The sequence below is a fragment of the Microbacterium salitolerans genome, assembly GCF_019720895.1.
Lineage (GTDB): Bacteria > Actinomycetota > Actinomycetes > Actinomycetales > Microbacteriaceae > Microbacterium.
Map to the genome: position 1 here is coordinate 25,668 of NZ_JAHKSH010000008.1, position 18,755 is coordinate 44,422.

An 18,755-nucleotide genomic window follows, 5' to 3' on the forward strand; every position below is an offset into this window, starting at 1 on the left:
ATTCGGGCACCGCGGCCAGCTCTTCGCGTGGCTCCGGCTGACCTCACCTTCTGCGCCTACCCTTGTTTCCATGGATATCGAGGCCGAGGTCAAGGACGCGCTGCGCGCCTACGACCGCTCCCTCGTCGAGTACCGCGGGCTGCGCGAGGCGCTGGAGCAGGAGATCCCCCTGCACCTGCGTCAGTGGGGCGTGCCTTACTTCCGTGTCGAGGCCCGAGTGAAGAAGCGCGGCTCCTTCGAGGAGAAGGTCCGCAGGGATCCGACGAAGCCCGTCCTCGACATGGTCGGCGTGCGCGTCATGGCGTTCTTCCGCAGCGATCTCGCGCAGGTCGAGAAGATGACGCGACGCCTGTTCGAGGTGGTCGAGGAGTCGTACATCGATAAGGGCGATCTGCTCGGCGACGAGAGCTTCGGATACCGGAGCGTGCAGTTCGTCGGGCGCACACGCGGGCAGGGAGTGTTCGCCGACTTCCCGGCGGGGCTCCCCGTCGAGGTGCAGATCCGCACGATGCTCGAGCACGTGTGGGCCGAGGTCGAGCACGACTTCCGGTACAAGCCCCAGAGCGAGCCGCCGAACCCCGAGATCAACCGCCGTTTCGCGCTTACGGCGGCGCTCCTCGAGCAGGCCGATCGCAACCTCGACGCCATCAGGCGCGAGCTCGAGGACTGACGCACCCGGCGGACACGGGCAGTTCTCCCCATGGCCGTCTCGGGCGTGTCCTTGACAGACTGAGGGGTCGCGCGCGCGACCTCCCCCTTCGGCGCGCGCGAGGGAGGGATCAGAATGCCCGCACGCGGGTCCGAGCGCTACCGGCAGCTCCATCAGCACTACGCCGACTGGTACGCGCGATGGGCGGCGGAGCAGGGGATCCCCCTCGACGCCGTTCAGCAGAGAGAGTACGCCGACGCGCACGCGGATCATGCGTTCGCGCGCGAGGACGCCAACGGTACGCAGACGTCGTCGCTTCCCGTCTTGCGCGACATGCCCGAGGAACTCATCGACACACGGGAGCGCCTGGCGCCGGAGGTGCCCGCCGCTCCCGAACAGGTCCACGTCGAGCCGGCGCCGTCGCTGCGGCGACGCCGTCCGCGACGCCTGCTGATCGGAGTCGGCGTCGGTGCGGCCGCCGTCGTGGCCGTCGCCGGCGCATTCGCTCTGCCCGTTCTCACCGCGACCGACACGCAGGCGGATCTCGTGCAGGACATCACCGAGGACCCGACCAGCACGTGGACCGTCGACGTTCCGCGCCCCGCCCACCACGACGTCTGGATCGAGGCCGCGGGCGAGGACGCGCTGGTCGGCACCTCATTCGATCAGGCGTCCTGGATCGCCGACCAGCCCGGGGCGGCGGAGGGCGCGGACATCGCATGGTATGACGGCGTCGGGCGCGACTACGAGGCGGGCTGGGACGCCGCGCAGGAGTACCTCGCGGCGTACGCCGAGTACGAGCAGAGCCTGATCAGCGGATCCGATCCGCTGGCGTTCGTCGCGGAGCGCGACTACCACCCGAGTCAGTTCGGGGGAGCCGAGCCCGCCGCCTACGAGGCGGGGGAGGTGACGACCGCCCGCGCGGGCGCATTCGAAGGATGGCTGGATGCGACGAACGGCGACTGGCACGGATACTCCCTGCCCGCGGACATGTCCGCGGTGGATGACGAGCCGCGGCTGGCGCTGATCGACGGCGAGTCCGGCGAGGAGCGCTGGGCGATCGACGTCGCAGGGGTCGTCGACGGCTATCTCGCGGGTGACACGTGGCAGGCGGCGATGAACGGATCCGATCAGGTCGTGGTCTGGACGACGGGCCACGCGCAGGGCGCGGCCCCCTCGGGCACCCACGCCGACTCGGTGACGACGGGGCTCGCGACGATCGATGTCGCGACCGGCGAGACCCTCTCGCGCGTCTCGCTGACGGGGGCGATCGTCGACGTCGACACTCGCGGGGATGCGGTGCTCGTCTCGCGCACGGGTGATCCCCGTGTCACGGCGTACGACCCGAGCGACTACGCGGCGGGCACGCTGTGGGAAGCTCCGATCGCCGCCCCTGCGCACCTGTCGCCGATCGCCGACGGCGTCGTCGCGGCGATGGGCGACGGCGGCGACGTGCTCATCGATGCGGCGGAGGGCGACGTCCTCGACTGGACGTCAGGAGCTGGCTACGTCGTGGAGAGTGTGCTCGACGCCGAGCAGGATCCCCGCGCGAATGGTGTCATCGCGCCCAAACGCGGGGAGGAGATCGTCGTCGCCGAGCACGGTGTCGTCCGCGGCCTCGACCCGCAGACGGGGGACGCCGAGTGGTCCGTCGAGACGACGGATCGCCCGACGATCATCGGAGACGAGCTGTATCTGACGGGCGACGCCGGGGTCTCCCGCGTCGCGGACGGATCCGTGGTCTGGACCGCGGCGGGGAGCGCCGGTTGGCGCCCCGTGGCGGGCGATGCCGGGCGTCTGCTGATCTCCGAGGAGCAGACGGGGGAGCTGCGCTGGGTCGATGTCGAGACGGGAGAGCGGACGGACGCCGTCGCGGCGACGCTGCCCGAACTCGAAAGCGATGTCGCCCAGGAGCAGGGCGGCGCGAGCGTGCGCCTCGGCGACGAGATGATCTACGCCGTTGCGCGCGGTGGAGGGCTGACGGCGCTGGCGCAGGACGAGCCGGATCCGGTCTGGCAGCTCAGCGACGACTGGGCGCTGCTGGGCGGTCACATCTACACGATCGCCGACACCGAGGACGGGACCGAGGTCACGCGCCTGGGGTGAGGATGCGGGCCGGCAGCCGTCAGCGCCGCGGCGCGAGCGTGATGAGCGAGACCTCGGGCGGGCACGCGAAGCGGACCGGCGCGTAGATCGAGTGGCCGAGGCCCGCGCTCACGTTGAGCGGGATCTCACGGCCGCCGTGCGACCACGTCGAGAGGCCGCGGGTCTGGTTCAGCGGCAGGTCGCAGTTGGCGACGAGCGCGCCGAAGCCGGGGACACGCACCTGGCCGCCGTGGGTATGCCCCGCGAACACCATGTCGGCGCCGCGGTCCATGAAATCGTCGAGCACGCGGCGATAGGGCGCGTGCGTGACGCCGATCGTCAGCTCGGCGTCGGGGAGCGTCTCGCGCGACGTGTCGAGCGCGTCCCAGTCCTCGTACTCGAGGTGCGGATCGTCTGTGCCGAGGAAACGCAGACGATGTCCCCGGACGTCGAACGCGACGGAGTCGTTGTCGAGCCCGAACCAGCCGAGCTCGCCCTCGAAGAACGCGTCGAGCCCCTCTGTATCGAGACGGGGGACGGACGGCGGCTGCAGCGACGGCCCGATGATGTACCGGAACGGATTGCGGGGCTTCGGCGCCCAATAGTCGTTGGATCCGTGCACGTGCACGCCCGGCGTTCCCGCGAACGGGGTGAGAGCACCGCGGATCGCGCCGAGCGCGTCGGGGTGTCCGAAGTTGTCGCCCGTGTCGATGATGAGATCCGGGCGCAGCGACGCGAGATTCGCGACCCACTCGCGCTTGCGCCTCTGCCACGGTGCGAGGTGCATGTCGCTGAGGTGCAGGATCCGGATGGGCGCGGAGCCGGGGTCGAGCACGCGCACCGTGTGATGGCGCACCGTGAAGCGGTAGCGCTCGATGCCGATGCCCCACACCGCGCACGCGGCGCCGAGCGCGCCCACCGCGCTGAGAGCGGTGAGCGCGCTGCGGCGCGCGGGCATCAGTCGTCGTCCCCGTCGTTCTCGCGGCCCTTGAGGCCGCACTTCGTGGCTTCGTAGAAGACCTTGACTGTGGCCTCATCTGAAACCTGCGACCCGGCGCTTGGCTCCGTATGCGTCACACGTCGGCCGTCGACGTCCTTCGCCTGCTTACACGACAGTTCGGCACGAAGCCCCTCGCTGAAGATCTCGGAGGCAGCGTCCGCGGCTGACATTCCTGTCACATCCGGAACAGTCACCACGCCCTTGCCATCGGAGATGTTCAGCGTGATGAGGCTGCCCGCCGGCGCGGTGCCCGAGGGGTCCGTGCTCTCGACGCGGCCCTTGTCCTGCTCACCCGGGCCCTCGGATCCGACGACTCCGCGGAAGCCTTCAGCCTGGAGTGTCGCGATCGCGTCATCGGGCGACATGCCTGCCACGTTCGGGACGTCCTTCTCGACGACCTGAGTGAGGTTCGAGTCGGGCTCGGGGAAGGCCTCGCCGCCGTACTTGGCGTTCGCCGCGGCCTGGTTCTCCCGGGACACCACGTAGCGGAGATCAGAGAGACGGGACCCGTTCGGCGCCCAGTTGCTGAAGAGGTCACCCTGACCACCTTCGCGTGTGGGGTCACCGCCCGTGGCGTTGCCGATCCACGCGGCCGTGGCGACATTCGTCGTCGACTGCACCATCCACGACTGGATCCACTGGTGAGTACCTGTCTTGCCGAACGTGGCGATGCCGTCGCCGACGTTCGCGCTGGATCCGGTCTGGCCCCCCTCCATGACCCGCGACATCGTAAAGGCGGTCGTCGCAGCGATGTTCGCATCGAGCACCTGCTCGCACTGCTCATCGGGCATCTCGAGCTCGTCGCCCCCGGCATCGGTGACGCCCAGGATCGCTGTCGGCTCGCACCGCACGCCGCCGTTCGCCACCGTCGCGTAGGCGGAGGCGATGTCGATCGGAGCGATGTTGGCAGATCCGACGATGCTGAAGGCGCCGTCATAGCCGCTCATCCCGGTGAGGGGCTTGCCGTCGCCGAGCGTGACGCCCATGCGGGCGGCCACCTCGTGGATCTCGCAGATGTCGAGCTGCGATGCCATGGCGTAGAAGCCGGTGTTGAGCGACAGGCCCGTGAAATCACGCACGGTGTCGACCTGACCGCCCGCGCCCGCGAAGTTGTCGGTGCGCTGGGTGGTGTAGCTCGCGGCCGGTGCCCCGTTGCAGGTGAAGGGCAGGGTCTGTCCGGCGCGGCCGTCGAGCACCTCGTTCGCACTGCGGCCGTTCTCGAGCCAGTCGATGATCGTGAACATCTTGTAGGTCGAACCCGCCGAGAACCCGCTTCCGCCGCCGTGCTGCGAGTCGGCCGCGTAGATGAGGGCCGACTCGTCGGGCCCGGAGCTCTCGGTCTCGTTGAAGCGCGTGTTCTGCGCCATCGAGAGGACGTTCCCGGTCTTCGGGTCGAGCTGGACCGTCGCGCCGCCGAGGTCCAGGCCCTCCACCTCGGACGGCACATGGTTCTGCATCGTCTGCTGCGCCTGCCACTGCAGGTCGTTGTCGAGCGTCGTGTAGACCTCGAGTCCACCGCGCGTCAGCAGGTCGCTGCGCTCTTCGAGGGTGTCGCCAAATGCGGCGTCGTAGCGGTCGTCGTAGAGGATCGTGTTCTTGACGTACTCGCAGAAGTACGCGGTGCCGGCGGCCGCGGCGCAGCCCTGCTGGCTGGGGCTGATGTTCGGCTCGATGCCCTCTTCCCGCGCCTTGTCGTGCTCCTCCTGCGTGATGACGCCCTCGGTGAGCATGCGGTTGAGCACGTAGTTGCGTCGGTCGAGCGTGAGCGCGTAGCCGTCTTCCTTGCTGTTGACGGCATCGCCCGACGAGTTCGTCGTGGAGCCCTCGGGCCTGTCGATGCGGTACGTGTTGGGATTCTGCACCATGCCCGCGAGGGTGGCCGCCTGCGACAGGCTGACATCCTTCGCCGAGACGCCGAAGTAGTACTGGGCGGCGGCCTCGATGCCGTAGGTGATTCCGCCGAAGTTCGCGAGGTTCAGGTAGCCGAGAAGGATGTCCTCCTTCGAGTACTCCTGCTCGATCGTGATGGCGTAGCGCATCTCCTGCAGCTTGCGCTTGTAGCCGTCGGTTCCCGTCGAGTCGATCGCTTCGTTGTAGCACTCGATGCGCTCTTCGTCGTCTTCCGCCTCGCGCTCGCAGGCCTGCACCTGCACGTTCTTGACGTACTGCTGGCTGATCGAGGATCCGCCCTGCGTGTTCTCGCTCAGGGTGTTGCTGATGAGGGCACGCGAGGTGCCGATCAGGTCGACGCCGCCGTGCTCGTAGAAGCGCGGGTCCTCACTCGACAGCACAGCATCGTAGATCTGGGGGGAGACCTCGTCGTACTCGACGGGCTCGCGGTTCTGGTCGTAGAACGACGCGAGCTCGTAGTAGTCCTCGTCGGAATCGCCCGTGGTCGACGCGTAGATCGTCGTCGGCTCCATCGGCCGGTCGACCTCGAGGTACCCGGGGAGGCTGTCGAACAGCGAGATCGCGCTCGAGGCCGCGTAGCCGGAGACGGCGATGGCCGGGGTCACGGTCGCGGTCACGAGAATGCCGGCGATGGCGCTGAGACCGATGAGTCCCAGGAAGCCGCCGAGCACACCGCTGGCCGTCCTTTTCGCATGAGGCATAGGGTTGATGGTAGGCGAGATGCCTGCCAGCCGTCGCGCGCGCATACCGTTCTTCGACGCGATCCACAGTGTTTCGACACCTCACACCCACAGGAGAAAACCCGTGACCACCTGGGAGTATCTGACCACACCGCTGATGATCCACAACACGGCGGCGATCCTCAACAACTGGGGCAAGCAGGGCTGGGAGCTCGTGCAGATCGTGCAGAACGCCGACGGCGGCCTCGTCGCCTACATGAAGCGTCCGACGGGCGCCGGCGAGCAGAATGCAGGTCTCGGTGCCGCGGCCGAGGCGGCGAAGCAGTTCGAGGGTCAGCAGTGACGATCTCGGCTCGCCTCGGCGAGCTGGGCATCGAGCTGCCGACGGTCGCGGCTCCGGTCGCCTCCTACATCCCGGCGAAGGTCCACGGTGACCTCGTGTGGACCTCGGGTCAGCTGCCGTTCGTGGCGGGCGAGCTCCCCGCCACGGGCAAGGTGGGCGGAGGATCCGTCTCGGCCGGCGACGCGCAGCAGCACGCACGCATCTGCGCGCTCAACGCGGTCGCGGCGGCGGCGGCCGCCATCGGCGACGTCGACCGCCTGACGGGCGTCTTCAAGGTCACGGGCTTCGTCGCCTCCGACCCGTCGTTCACGGGCCAGCCCGGCGTCATCAACGGCGCGAGCGAGATCCTCGGCGAGATCTTCGGCGAGGCCGGCGCGCACAGCCGCTCGGCCGTCGGCGTCGCGGCCCTGCCGCTCGACGCCCCCGTCGAGGTCGAGGTGGCCTTCACGTTCGCCTGACGCCCTGACGAACGACGCGGCCCGGGACCCTCGCTGAGGATCCCGGGCCGCGTCGTTCGTTCTCCTACCTGACCTGGGCGCTGATGACGCTCATGACCGCCGTATCGGCGAGCGTCTGGGTATCGCCGACCTCGCGGCCCTCGGCGACGTCGCGCAGCAGACGGCGCATGATCTTCCCCGAGCGCGTCTTCGGAAGCTCGCCGACGATGTACACGTCGCGGGGGCGGGCGATCGGGCCGATCTGTTCGCCGACCCACGTGCGCAGCGTGTTCGCGAGGCCCTCGGCGGAGTGCTCCTTGAGGAAGCTCTCCTTGAGGATCACGAACGCGACGACCGCCTGTCCCGTCGTCTCGTCGTTCGCTCCCACGACGGCGGCTTCGGCCGTGGCCTCGTGCGCGACGAGCGACGACTCGATCTCGGCCGTCGAGAGGCGGTGGCCCGAGACGTTCATGACGTCGTCGACACGGCCCAGCAGCCAGATGTCGCCGTCCTCGTCGAGGCGCGCACCGTCGCCCGCGAAGTAGTAGCCCTTGTCCTGGAACATCTTCCAGTACGTCTCCACGAAGCGATCCGGGTCACCCCAGATGCCGCGCAGCATGCTCGGCCACGGCTCGGTGACGACGAGCAGACCGCCCGCGTCGTTGCCGACCGCCTCGCCCTTCTCATCCACCACGTCGATCGAGATGCCCGGCATGGCGACCTGCGCGGATCCCGGCTTCGTCTCGGTCACGCCGGGGAGGGCGGAGATCATGATGGCGCCCGTCTCGGTCTGCCACCACGTGTCGACGACGGGCGAGACGCTGCCGCCGATGACATCGCGGAACCACATCCACGCCTCGGGGTTGATCGGCTCGCCGACGGATCCCAGCAGGCGCAGGCTCGACAGGTCGCGCTGCTGCGGGATCTCGCGGCCCTGCTTCATGAAGCTGCGCACGGCGGTCGGCGCCGTGTAGAAGATCGTGACGCCGTACTTCTCGATCACGTCCCACCAGCGACCCGGGTTCGGGAAGTCGGGCGTGCCCTCGTAGAGCACCTGCGTCGCGCCGTTCGCGAGCGGGCCGTATGCGACGTAGCTGTGGCCCGTGATCCACCCGATATCGGCCGTGCACCAGTACACGTCGGATTCCGGGTGGAGGTCGAACACGTTCCGGTGCGTGAACGCGGCCTGCGTGAGGTATCCGCCCGAGGTGTGGAGGATGCCCTTCGGCTTCCCGGTGGTGCCCGAGGTGTAGAGGATGAAGAGCGGGTTCTCGGCGTCGAAGGCCTCGGCCTCGTGGTCGGCGGACGCGTCGGGGACGACATCGTTCCACCACACGTCCCGGCCCTCCGTCCACTCGACGTCCTGCTCGGTGCGCTTCACGACGAGCACCTTCTCGACCGTCGCCTGCTCGCCCTCGCCGCGATCGGAGAGCGCCTGGTCGACGGCGGGCTTGAGGGCCGAGGGCTTGCCCTTGCGATAGCCGCCGTCGGCCGTGATGACGACCTTCGCGCCGGCGTCGTCGATGCGCGCGCGCAGGCTGTCGGCGCTGAAGCCGCCGAAGACGACCGAGTGCGCCGCGCCGAGACGAGCGACGGCGAGCAGCGAGGCGATCGCCTCGGGGATCATCGGCAGGTAGATCGCGACGCGGTCGCCCTGGCCGACGCCGAAGCTCTGCAACACGTTCGCGACGCGCTTCACCTCATCGGTCAGCTCGGCGTACGTGATCGAGCGCGAGTCGCCCGGCTCTCCCTCGAAGTGGATCGCGACGCGGTCGCCGTTGCCCGCCTCGACATGTCGATCGAGGCAGTTGTACGCGACGTTGAGCTGGCCGTCGTCGAACCACTTCGCGAACGGCGGGCTCGTCCAGTCGAGAACGTTCGTGAACGGCTTGTGCCAGTGCAGCAGCTCGCGCGACTGCTCGGCCCAGAAGCCCAGACGGTCGGCCTTCGCCGCGTCGTAGATGCCGGGCCCGGCGACAGCATTCTCCGCGAACTCGGGGCGGGGGGCGAACCGACGGTCCTCGTTGAGGAGGTGGTCGATCTGCTGGGACATGGTGCGCTCCTTTGCGACGGGGACGGGTGGGGCCGTGACCACCTGGCTGCGGAACTGTCGTGCGCAGAGCGGCACTGCCCTGACGACGACGGTACGGCGCGCGCGCCGGTGCGACTACCTCCGAAAGTGGGGTGGGCGTGTCGCCTGGGGTCAGCGTGTCCACATTCGCGGATCCGGCCGAGTTATCTGAGGATCCGACCCTCTGGCCGTACGGAGGGAGCGGCGCGATTCCTAGCGTCGCCTGCATGTCGGAACCCTTCGTCGTCCAACGCCGCGGCCCTCGGCGGCCCGCCGCACCGTCGTCGTCAGGCGTGCCTGCCTCGCACGACGATGTGTTCGGCGCGCTCGCACCGTACGTCGCCGACGAGCGCGTGACCGATCTGTTCGTGAACGGATCGGCCGGACTCTTCGTCGATCGAGGCGCCGGGGCGCACCGGGTGCCCGAATGGCGGGCCTCGGAGCGCGAGGTGCGCGATCTGGCGACGGAGCTCGTGGGGCGTGGCGGGCGGCACGTGGACGACCACTCGCCGCTGGTCGATGTGCGGCTCCCGGGCGGCGTGCGCGTGCACGTCGCGCTCGCACCCGTCGCGACCGCGGGGACGGCGATCTCGGTGCGCGTGCCGCGGCTCACGCAGATCGGGCTCGACGACCTGCGTGCGGGCGGCTCCTTCTCCCCGGAGACCTGTGGATGGCTCGGCGCGCTCGTGCGCGAGCGGGCGAACGTGCTCATCACCGGAGGCGCCGGGTGCGGCAAGACGACCCTGCTGTCGGCGCTGCTCGGATCCGCGCCGCGCTCGGAGCGCATCGTCACGATCGAGGACGTGGCAGAGCTCCGGCTCGACCATCCCCACCACATCTCGCTGGAGGCGCGCCAGGCGAACCGCGAGGGAGCGGGCGAGATCGGCCTCGCGCGGCTGCTGCGCGAGAGCCTCCGCATGCGGCCCGACCGGATCGTGGTGGGGGAGTGCCGTGGTGAGGAGATCCGCGACCTCCTCACCGCTCTCAACACCGGCCACGACGGGGGCGCCGGCACGCTTCATGCCAACAGCCTCGCCGACGTCCCCGCCCGGCTCGAAGCGCTCGGCGCGCTCGCCGGGTGGGACGACCATGCGGTCGCTCGCCAGGCCGCCAGCGCCTTCGACGTCGTGCTCCACCTGTCGCGCGACGCGGACGGATCCCGTCGTCTCGCCGCTGCCGGAGAGCTGCGCATCGACGGAGGACGCCTGCAGATCGAGGAGGTGCGGCCGTGGGAGTGAGCAGGCGGCGTCGCGGCGCACCGGCGGCGGATCCGGCCGCGACGCTGCTCCCGCTCGCCGTCCTGCTCAGCGCGGGGGCGAGCCCGGTCGCCGCGTGGCGTCACCTGGCCGACAGCGGAGACGCGATCGCGCGCCGCATCGTGGAGCGGTTCGAGAGCGGATCCGCCCTGGTGCCCGCGATCGCCGCGGAGACGCGTGGATCCGCCGGCGACACCGCGTGGGGAGACGTCGCGGCGGCGTGGGAGACGGCCGAGACGGTCGGGGCGCCGCTCGCCGAGACGCTCCGGGCCATCGCCGGATCCCTGCGCGACGCCGGCGAGCTGCGCGACGACGTGCGCGTCGCCCTCGCGGAGCCGCTCGCCTCCGCACGACTCATGACGTGGCTGCCCGTCCTGGGCATCGTCGTCGGCATCGGCCTCGGGCTCGACCCGCTCGGAGTGCTGGTGGGCAACACGATCGGCGTCGTGTGTCTCGTCCTGGGGCTCGCGCTGATCGTGCTCGCGCGCGTCTGGACACGGCGACTCGTCCGCGCGGCCCAGCCCGCGCCGGGCACCCCCGGCATGCACGAGGAGCTGCTCGCCGTCGCCCTCTCGGGCGGCGTCTCGGTGCGCCGGGCGCGCGACGTTCTGGCGCGATGCGACGAATGGACCGCCGCCGTCACCGGCGCGCCCGGCGACGCCGATCGCGTGCTCGCGCTCTCGCGGGAGGCAGGCGTTCCGGCCGTGGAGCTGCTGCGCGCATCGGCCGCCCATGCCCGGCACCGGGCGCGCACCGACGGACGTCTGCGCGGTGCCCGCCTCGGCACGCGCCTGCTGCTGCCGATGGGCGTCTGCACCCTCCCTGCCTTCCTGCTTCTCGGCGTCGCGCCGATGCTGCTCAGCGTCATCACCGCGACTCCGATCCCCGCGTTCGCCGGATGACCCGGCGGGCTTCAACACACCCCTATATAGAGAGGACACGCACATGACCGACCTGTGGAACGACGAAGAGGGGGCCTCGACCGCCGAGTACGCGATCGTGACGATGGCCGCCGTGGCGATCGCGGGAGTGCTCGTGGCCGTCATGCGATCCGGCGAGGTGCAGTCGCTGCTCAGCGGCATCGTCGAGAAGGCGCTGCAGGTGCCGTGACCACGCGACACCCGCTCGGCGACCGCGGCTCCGCTTCTGCGGAGTTCGCGGTCGCCCTGCCCGCCCTCATCCTCGTGATCCTGCTCGGCGTCGGCGCGCTCCTGGCCTCCTCGACGCACGTGCGCCTGCAGGACGCCGCGGCGGACGCGGCACGGCTCGCCGCCCGCGGGGAGCCCGACCGCGCCGCGTCCGTCATCGAGCATGCGGTGGCCGGCGCGACGTCCTCCCTGTCAGACGAGGGGGATCTCATCTGCGTCAGCGCCGCGATCGAGGTGGGAGTCGGATCCGCCCGGGTGCCGCTCTCGGCGACGAGCTGTGCGCTCGCCGGGGGCCTCTGATGGGTGCGTCGGCATTCAGCGCCATCTCGATCGGCGCGGCCGCCGCGCTTGCGCTCGCGCTCGCCGCCGTCGGCGCGGGCTCCGTCGAGGCGCAGCGCCTCAGCGGGGTCGCCGACGCGGCGGCTTTCGCGGCGGCCGACGTCCTCGCCGGCTACGCCACGGGAGACGCGTGCGGGAGGGCCGGCGAGGTGGCGACCGCGCAGGGCGCGACGGTGCGGATGTGCGAACTCTCAGGTCGAACGGCCACGATCGAGGTCGCGGGCGACTACGCGGGAATCCCCGTCGTCGCGACGGCCCGCGCCGGCCCGCCGCCCGATGGTGCGTCGTCTCGCGAAGATCCGCCCTCGTGACCCCGGAGATTCGCGTGGAGACGCCGGTCTCGGCGCCCCGTCCACGGTGTGTATGGTGTGCAACGACGAAAGGACGCCCCCTTTGGCAGACGGCAAGAAGCTCGTGATCGTCGAGTCGCCCACCAAGATGCGCTCGATCCAGGGGTACCTCGGGGACGACTACGAGGTGCTGAGCTCGGTGGGTCACATCCGCGATCTCGCGGGCAAGCGCGATATCCCCGAGAAGGATCGCGCGACGTACGGCAAGTACTCGATCGACATCGAGGGCGGCTTCGTGCCGTACTACGTGGTCAGCGACCGCAAGACGAAGACCGTCAGCGAGCTCAAGCGCGCACTGAAGGGAGCGAGCGAACTCGTGCTCGCGACTGATGGCGACCGCGAGGGCGAGGCCATCGCGTGGCACCTGCTCGAGACCCTGAAGCCCAAGGTCCCTGTCAAGCGCATGGTCTTCCACGAGATCACGAAGGACGCGATCCAGAAGGCCGTCGACGAGACGCGCGAGCTCGACACGTCCCTCGTCGATGCGCAGGAGACGCGCCGCGTGCTCGACCGGCTCTACGGCTGGGATGTTTCGCCGGTTCTCTGGCGCAAGGTCGGATCCGGCGCCTCCGGTCAGGCGCTCAGCGCCGGCCGCGTGCAGTCCGCCGCGACGCGCATGGTCGTCGACCGCGAGCGCGAGCGCATGGCGTTCGTGTCGGCCGACTACTGGTCGATCGGCGCGATGGCCCAGCGGTCCTCCGATGACTTCCGGATCCGCCTCGCCCGCGTCGACGGGGCGCCTCTCGCCTCCGGGCGCGACTTCGATGACAAGGGTCAGCTCACGCGCGCCGTCGTCGTCCTCGACGAGAAGGCGGCGTCCGAGCTCGCGACCGCGATCGACGAGGCGGGATCCGCGACGGTCGCGAAGGTCGAGGCGAAGCCGGGAACGCGCCGCCCGTATGCGCCGTTCACGACCTCGACGCTGCAGCAGGAAGCCGGCCGCAAGCTCGGCATGACGGCCAAGGTCGCGATGTCGGTCGCCCAGAGCCTGTACGAGCGCGGATACATCACCTATATGCGCACCGACTCGACCAACCTCAGCGCCCAGGCGGTGCAGGCCGCGCGGTCGCAGGCGGTCGGGCTGTACGGCGACAGGGCCGTCCCGGCGAAGCCGCGCATGTACGCGTCGAAGTCGAAGAACGCGCAGGAGGCGCACGAGGCGATCCGTCCCTCGGGTGAGACCTTCCGCACGCCCAAGGACGTCGCCGGACAGCTCGGCCGCGACGAGCAGCGCATGTACGACCTCATCTGGAAGCGCACGATCGCGAGCCAGATGAGCGACGCGAAACTCGAGACGACCACGGTCACGCTCGCAGCCGACGTGGCGGGCAAGGCTCTCGAGTTCACGGCCTCCGGCACGGTCTACACGTTCAAGGGCTTCCTCGACGCCTACGAAGAGGGTGCGGACGAGAAGCGCCACAAGGACGAAGACGCGAACCAGCAGCTGCCCCAGGTCACGGCCGGCGACGTGCTCGATGTCAAGGACGCCGAGGCCAAGGGCCACAGCACCTCCCCGAAGCCGCGTTACACCGAGGCGAGCCTCGTCAAGGCGCTCGAGGAGAAGGGCATCGGCCGTCCCTCGACCTTCGCGAGCATCATCGGAGTGATCCTCGATCGCGGCTACGTGACCAAGCGCGGCCAGGCGCTCGTGCCGACGTGGCTCGCTTTCAGCGTCATCCGACTGCTCGAGCAGCACTTCGGCGACCTCGTCGACTACGACTTCACGGCAGAGCTCGAGGAGGACCTCGACCGCATCGCGCGCGGCGAGGCCGATCGATCCGACTGGCTGAAGTCGTTCTATTTCGGCGGCGATGGCCACCCCGGCCTGCGCACGATCGTCGACAACCTCGGCGAGATCGACGCGCGAGAGCTCAACGCGACGCAGATCACCGACACGGCGATCCTGCGCTTCGGCAAGTACGGCCCGTACCTCGAGGTGACGGATCCGAAGGCGCCCGACGCGAAGCCGCGCACCATCAACGTGCCGGAGGAGCTCGCGCCCGACGAGCTCACGCAGGAGAAGGTGCAGGAGCTCATCGAAGCCCCGGTCGCCGGCAACCGCGTCCTCGGCGAGAACCCCGACAGCGGCAAGATCGTCGTCGTCAAGGACGGCCGCTTCGGCCCGTATCTCGAGGAGACGGATCCCGTGGATCCCGACGAGGCGGACGCGGCCACCGGCGAGGTCTCCGATGAGGCGCCCAAGAAGAAGCCGACGAAGAAGAAGGCCGCTCCGAAGCCGCGTCGTGCGTCGCTGTTCAAGAGCATGTCTCCCGAGACGATCGAGCTCGACACGGCGCTCCAGCTGCTGAACCTGCCGCGCACGGTCGGCGACGATCCCGAGAGCGGCGAGCCGATCACGGCGCAGAACGGCCGCTACGGTCCGTACCTCAAGAAGGGCGCCGATTCGCGGTCGCTCGAGACCGAGCAGCAGATCTTCGACATCACCCTCGAGGACGCTCTCGAGGTCTACAAGAAGCCGAAGTACGGGGCGCGCCGTGCAGCGAGCTCGCTCAAGGAGTTCGAGAAGGAGGACCCGACGAGCGGCAAGGCGATCAAGATCCGCGACGGCCGGTTCGGCCCCTACGTCACCGACGGCGAGACGAACGCGACCGTTCCGCGCGGCGAGAACGTGGAGGACATCGACTTCGACCGCGCCGTGCAGCTGCTCGTCGACAAGCGCGCGAAGGGCCCGGCCAAGAAGCGCACGACGGGCAAGACGCCCGCAAAGAAGACCCCCGCGAAGAAGGCCCCCGCGAAGAAGGCGACGACGGCGAAGAAGAAGACCGCGACTTCGGCGTCGCGGTCCGAGGCGGCGAAGAAGGCCGCCGCCACGCGTGCGGCGAACAAGGCGGCCAAGGCCGCACAGGCCGCGGACGAGAGCTGATGGCCGCGCGCGGGCTCTGGATCACCTTCGAGGGCGGCGACGGATCGGGCAAGACGACCCAGGCTGAACTGCTGCGGGCGCATCTCGAGGGGCGCGGTCACCGGGTCGTGCGCACGCGCGAGCCCGGCGGCACCGACGTCGGACGCACCATTCGCGAGCTGGTGCTGCACCACCGCGGCGACATCGGCCCGCGGGCCGAGGCGCTGCTGTTCGCGGCCGATCGATCGCACCACGTCGCGTCGCTTGTGACGCCGGCGCTCGAGCGCGGCGAGGTCGTCATCCAGGACCGCTACCTCGATTCGTCCGTCGCGTATCAGGGGGCGGCGCGGTCGCTCGGGCCCGACGAGGTGCGGCGGCTCTCTCTGTGGGCGACTGAGGGCGCCCTGCCGGATGTGACGGTGCTGCTCGACATCGAGCCCGCCGCCGCGCGCGAGCGCCTCGACGCCGATGACAAGCCGTTCGATCGCCTCGAGGCCGAGAAGGCGGAGTTCCATGCGCGCGTGCGCGACGGATACCTCGCTCTGGCAGATGCCGAGCCCGAGCGGTTCCTCGTGCTCGACGCGGTGCGGCCCGTCGACGAGATCGCGGCCGCGATCCGCGCGCGTGTCACGGATCGCCTGTCATCCTGACGGCCGGCCGCGTCGTCGTTTGTCAGAGGTCCCGCCTAGGCTGAATCCATGACCGTCACCGCCGCACCCGCCCTTCCGTGGGGCGACGTTCTGGGTCAGCACGAGGCCGTCGAGACGCTCCGACGTGCGGCGTCCGATCCCCAGCAGCTCGCGCACGGCTGGCTGCTCACTGGGCCCCCCGGCTCCGGGCGCTCGACGCTCGCGCTCGCCTTCGCGGCTGCGCTCATCGCCGAGGGCGACGACGACACGGCGACGATGTCGCAGGTCATCGCCGGCACGCACCCCGACCTCACGCGCCTCCGCACCGAGGGCGTCATCATCACGATCAAGCAGGCGCGCGAGATCGTCGAGCGGTCGTACTACGCGCCGTCGGTCGGCCGCCATCGCGTCATCGTCGTCGAAGACGCCGACCGCATGACCGAGCGCACGTCGAACGTCCTCCTCAAGGCGCTCGAAGAGCCGCCGGAGCACACGGTGTGGGTGCTGTGCGCGCCCAGCGAAGCCGATCTGCTGCCGACGATCCGCTCGCGTGTGCGCTCGATGCGCCTGCGCGAGCTCGAGATCGACGACGTCGCACGGCTGCTCGTCGAACGCACGGGAGCCGACCCCTCCGTGGCCGAGCAGGCGGCGCGGCACGCGCAGCGGCACATCGGCATGGCTCAGCGCCTGGCGACCGACGAGTCGTCCCGCCGGCGTCGCGACGAGACGCTGCGCGATGTGCTGCACGTCCGCGGAATCGGCGATGTCGTCGAGGTCGCCGGCCGCATCGTGCAGGCGGCCAACGACGACGCGAAGGCGCTCACGGCGGAGCGCGATGAGGCGGAGCGCGCCTCGCTCCTGCGCACGGTGGGAGTCGCGGAGGGCGGCAAGGTCCCGCCGGCGGTGCGGTCGCAGATCAACGCGCTGAAGGACGAGCAGGAGCGCCGCGCGAAGCGCAGCGTGCGCGACGGCCTCGACCGCGTGCTCACCGACCTCCAGTCGCTCTACCGGGACGTGCTGCTGCTGCAGCTCGGCCGCGAGACGGGCATCATCAACCTCGAGATGCTCGACGGCCTCCGCGCCACGGCCGACGCGTGGACGCCGCGCCGCACGCTGCTCGCGCTCGACGACATCGCCACCACGCGCGCCGCGCTCGCGCACAACGTGCAGCCCGCGCTCGCCCTCGAGAGCCTCCTGGTCACGATCGTCAGCGGAAGGAAACCGTGAACTCCCGCATCCGCCGCGTGGCGACAGCCGCCGTCGCATCCCTCGCCGGTCTCGCACTCCTCGCGGGGTGCGCGAATCCCCTCGCCCCGTTCGTGGGCGGCGCCGGCGCCGACGAACAGAAGGCGCCGATCACCGACGGCGTCCCGGAAGAGCTTCTGCCGTACTACGGACAGATCCTCGAATGGGGCTCGTGCGACGAGCCGCTCACAAGTGAGCCCGTCGAATGCGCGACGGTCACGGCCCCGCTCGACTGGAGCGCCCCGCAGAGCGGCGACATCGAGCTGAGCATCTCCCGTCCCGCCGACCGGCCGGACGACCCTCGCGGATCCCTGCTCGTCAACCCGGGCGGTCCGGGCGCCTCCGGTGTTGACATGCTGCACAGCTCGCTCGAGTACGGCGGATTCGGCGAGCCGCTTCTCGATACCTTCGACGTCGTCGGGTTCGACCCGCGCGGCGTCGCGCGATCGACTCCCGTCACATGCCTCGACGCGCAGGGCATGGACGCGTACCTCTACGGCGTCCCGGAGGGCGAGCGCGGCTCCTCGGAGTGGGAGAAGAGCCAGGAGGACAGCGCCCAGACGTTCGCCGAGGCGTGCGAGTCGAACACGGGCGAGGAGCTCGAGTTCATCACGACCGAGCAGGCGGCGCGCGACATGGATCTGCTGCGCGCCTTGCTCGGAGACACGGCCCTCGACTACCTCGGCTACTCGTACGGCACGTACCTCGGCGCCACCTACGCCGAGCTGTTCCCCGACAAGGTGGGCCGCTTCGTCCTCGACGGCGCCCTCGACCCCTCGGTCTCCGGCGGCGAGGTCGGCCGCGTGCAGGTGATCGCCTTCGAGCAGTCGCTGCGCGCCTACCTGCAGACCTGTCTCGATGGATCCTCGTGCCCGTTCCGCGGATCCGTCGACCAGGCGATGGACGAGGTCGCGTCGCTCCTGGCCGCGCTCGATCGGCGCCCGCTCGCCGCGCCGGACGGGCGCGAGCTCGGCGGCGACACGATGATGACCGCCGTCGTCGCCGCGCTCTACAGCGAGGAGAACTGGCCCTACCTCACCGAGGCCTTCGCCGGTGCGCTCGAGGGCGACCCGACGCCCGCGCTGTTCCTCGCCGACTTCTACAACGGGCGCGAGCAGGGCGTCTACACGTCGAACTCGACGGAGGCCTTCAACGCGTATAACTGCATGGACTATCCGACCGAGTCGGACGCACAGTGGGAGCGCGACAAGGAGATCCTCCAGAAGGAGGCACCCGTCACGTGGAAGTACATGATGGGCGCTGACGTCTGCGAGTTCTGGCCGTATCCGCCGTCTGGCGAGCGCGAGGCGATCGCCGCCGACGGCGCGCCGCCCATCGTCGTGATCGGCACGACGGGCGACCCGGCCACCCCGTTCGCGTGGGCCGAGTCCCTCGCCGACCAGCTCTCGAGCGGGGTGCTCGTCGCGAAGGAAGGCGAGGGACACACTGCCTATCAGACGGGCAGCTCCTGCATCGACGACGCGGTCGAGGGGTATCTCGTCGAGGGCACGGTGCCGGAAGACGGACTCGCCTGCCAGATGGACTGACGAGAGTCTGCGGCGCGCCCGGGATCCGCGTGCGATTCGCGAGATCGCTCGCGGCCGAGTAATATGGTTGATCGTGCCGCTTGCGGTGCGAGACGCCACCTTAGCTCAGTCGGCAGAGCGATTCACTCGTAATGAATAGGTCGTCGGTTCGATTCCGACAGGTGGCTCGGTCAGGCCCCCGGACTCCACTCCGGGGGCCTTT

Annotated in this window: 16 protein-coding genes and 1 tRNA gene; 14 read left to right on the forward strand and 3 right to left on the reverse strand. The window is 70.0% G+C overall.

The features are described 5' to 3' along the window. Nucleotides 1–70 precede the first annotated feature (70 nt). Nucleotides 71–670, forward strand: a complete 600-nt coding sequence (locus tag KOL93_RS15625; RefSeq protein ID WP_221586348.1) for a GTP pyrophosphokinase — start codon at nucleotides 71–73, stop codon at nucleotides 668–670. Between the two features lie 114 nt (nucleotides 671–784). Beyond that, nucleotides 785–2,755 carry an outer membrane protein assembly factor BamB family protein gene (locus tag KOL93_RS15630; protein WP_221586349.1) on the forward strand — a complete coding sequence of 657 codons (1,971 nt, stop codon included), beginning with the start codon at nucleotides 785–787 and terminating at the stop codon, nucleotides 2,753–2,755. Between the two features lie 19 nt (nucleotides 2,756–2,774). Here KOL93_RS15630 and KOL93_RS15635 read toward each other — a convergent pair whose 3' ends face one another. Both KOL93_RS15635 and KOL93_RS15640 read right to left on the reverse strand, forming a co-directional pair. Next, on the reverse strand, nucleotides 2,775–3,692 hold the full coding sequence (locus KOL93_RS15635) for a metallophosphoesterase (RefSeq protein ID WP_221586350.1): 918 nt from the start codon (nucleotides 3,690–3,692) through the stop codon (nucleotides 2,775–2,777). Beyond that, complete coding sequence (locus KOL93_RS15640) at nucleotides 3,692–6,346, reverse strand: transglycosylase domain-containing protein (protein WP_221586351.1); 2,655 nt, start codon at nucleotides 6,344–6,346, stop codon at nucleotides 3,692–3,694. Before KOL93_RS15640 ends, KOL93_RS15635 begins: the two co-directional genes overlap by 1 nt. Nucleotides 6,347–6,449: 103 nt before the next feature. Here KOL93_RS15640 and KOL93_RS15645 point away from each other — a divergent pair, with 103 nt between their 5' ends. Both KOL93_RS15645 and KOL93_RS15650 read left to right on the forward strand, forming a co-directional pair. After that, nucleotides 6,450–6,668, forward strand: coding sequence for a DUF4177 domain-containing protein (locus tag KOL93_RS15645; protein WP_221586352.1), 219 nt, complete (start codon nucleotides 6,450–6,452; stop codon nucleotides 6,666–6,668). Continuing rightward, nucleotides 6,665–7,126, forward strand: a complete 462-nt coding sequence (locus tag KOL93_RS15650; protein WP_221586353.1) for a RidA family protein — start codon at nucleotides 6,665–6,667, stop codon at nucleotides 7,124–7,126. The genes KOL93_RS15645 and KOL93_RS15650 overlap by 4 nt, the downstream gene beginning before the upstream one ends. A gap of 64 nt (nucleotides 7,127–7,190) precedes the next feature. On the opposite strand, the gene acs is transcribed toward KOL93_RS15650, so the two are convergent. After that, nucleotides 7,191–9,158, reverse strand: a complete 1,968-nt coding sequence (gene acs, locus KOL93_RS15655) for an acetate--CoA ligase (protein WP_221586354.1) — start codon at nucleotides 9,156–9,158, stop codon at nucleotides 7,191–7,193. A gap of 245 nt (nucleotides 9,159–9,403) precedes the next feature. On the opposite strand from acs, the gene KOL93_RS15660 reads away from it, so the two are divergent. The 10 genes from KOL93_RS15660 to KOL93_RS15705 all read left to right on the forward strand — a co-directional run bounded on the left by KOL93_RS15660 (nucleotide 9,404) and on the right by KOL93_RS15705 (nucleotide 18,720). Further along, complete coding sequence (locus tag KOL93_RS15660) at nucleotides 9,404–10,414, forward strand: TadA family conjugal transfer-associated ATPase (protein ID WP_221586355.1); 1,011 nt, start codon at nucleotides 9,404–9,406, stop codon at nucleotides 10,412–10,414. After that, the gene (locus KOL93_RS15665) at nucleotides 10,405–11,334 is read left to right on the forward strand and encodes a type II secretion system F family protein (RefSeq protein WP_221586356.1); all 930 of its coding nucleotides are present in this window, start codon (nucleotides 10,405–10,407) and stop codon (nucleotides 11,332–11,334) included. Before KOL93_RS15660 ends, KOL93_RS15665 begins: the two co-directional genes overlap by 10 nt. A 43-nt stretch (nucleotides 11,335–11,377) precedes the next feature. After that, nucleotides 11,378–11,542 carry a DUF4244 domain-containing protein gene (locus KOL93_RS15670; RefSeq protein WP_221586357.1) on the forward strand — a complete coding sequence of 55 codons (165 nt, stop codon included), beginning with the start codon at nucleotides 11,378–11,380 and terminating at the stop codon, nucleotides 11,540–11,542. Next, nucleotides 11,539–11,880: a TadE family type IV pilus minor pilin gene (locus tag KOL93_RS15675; RefSeq protein WP_221586358.1), complete on the forward strand. Its 342-nt coding sequence runs from the start codon at nucleotides 11,539–11,541 to the stop codon at nucleotides 11,878–11,880. The genes KOL93_RS15670 and KOL93_RS15675 overlap by 4 nt, the downstream gene beginning before the upstream one ends. Beyond that, entirely contained in the window at nucleotides 11,880–12,230 is a 351-nt protein-coding gene (locus KOL93_RS15680) for a hypothetical protein (protein ID WP_221586359.1), read from the forward strand. The genes KOL93_RS15675 and KOL93_RS15680 overlap by 1 nt, the downstream gene beginning before the upstream one ends. An 82-nt stretch (nucleotides 12,231–12,312) precedes the next feature. After that, entirely contained in the window at nucleotides 12,313–15,153 is a 2,841-nt protein-coding gene (gene topA, locus KOL93_RS15685; RefSeq protein WP_221586360.1) for a type I DNA topoisomerase, read from the forward strand. Beyond that, nucleotides 15,153–15,782, forward strand: coding sequence for a dTMP kinase (gene tmk, locus KOL93_RS15690; protein WP_221586361.1), 630 nt, complete (start codon nucleotides 15,153–15,155; stop codon nucleotides 15,780–15,782). Before topA ends, tmk begins: the two co-directional genes overlap by 1 nt. A gap of 48 nt (nucleotides 15,783–15,830) precedes the next feature. Next, nucleotides 15,831–16,988 (forward strand): DNA polymerase III subunit delta', encoded by a 1,158-nt coding sequence (locus KOL93_RS15695; RefSeq protein WP_221586362.1) that lies wholly within the window; start codon nucleotides 15,831–15,833, stop codon nucleotides 16,986–16,988. Beyond that, nucleotides 16,985–18,553, forward strand: a complete 1,569-nt coding sequence (locus tag KOL93_RS15700; protein WP_221586363.1) for an alpha/beta hydrolase — start codon at nucleotides 16,985–16,987, stop codon at nucleotides 18,551–18,553. The genes KOL93_RS15695 and KOL93_RS15700 overlap by 4 nt, the downstream gene beginning before the upstream one ends. Nucleotides 18,554–18,647: 94 nt before the next feature. Continuing rightward, nucleotides 18,648–18,720 (forward strand) — tRNA-Thr (locus tag KOL93_RS15705). The last annotated feature ends 35 nt before the right edge of the window (nucleotides 18,721–18,755 follow it).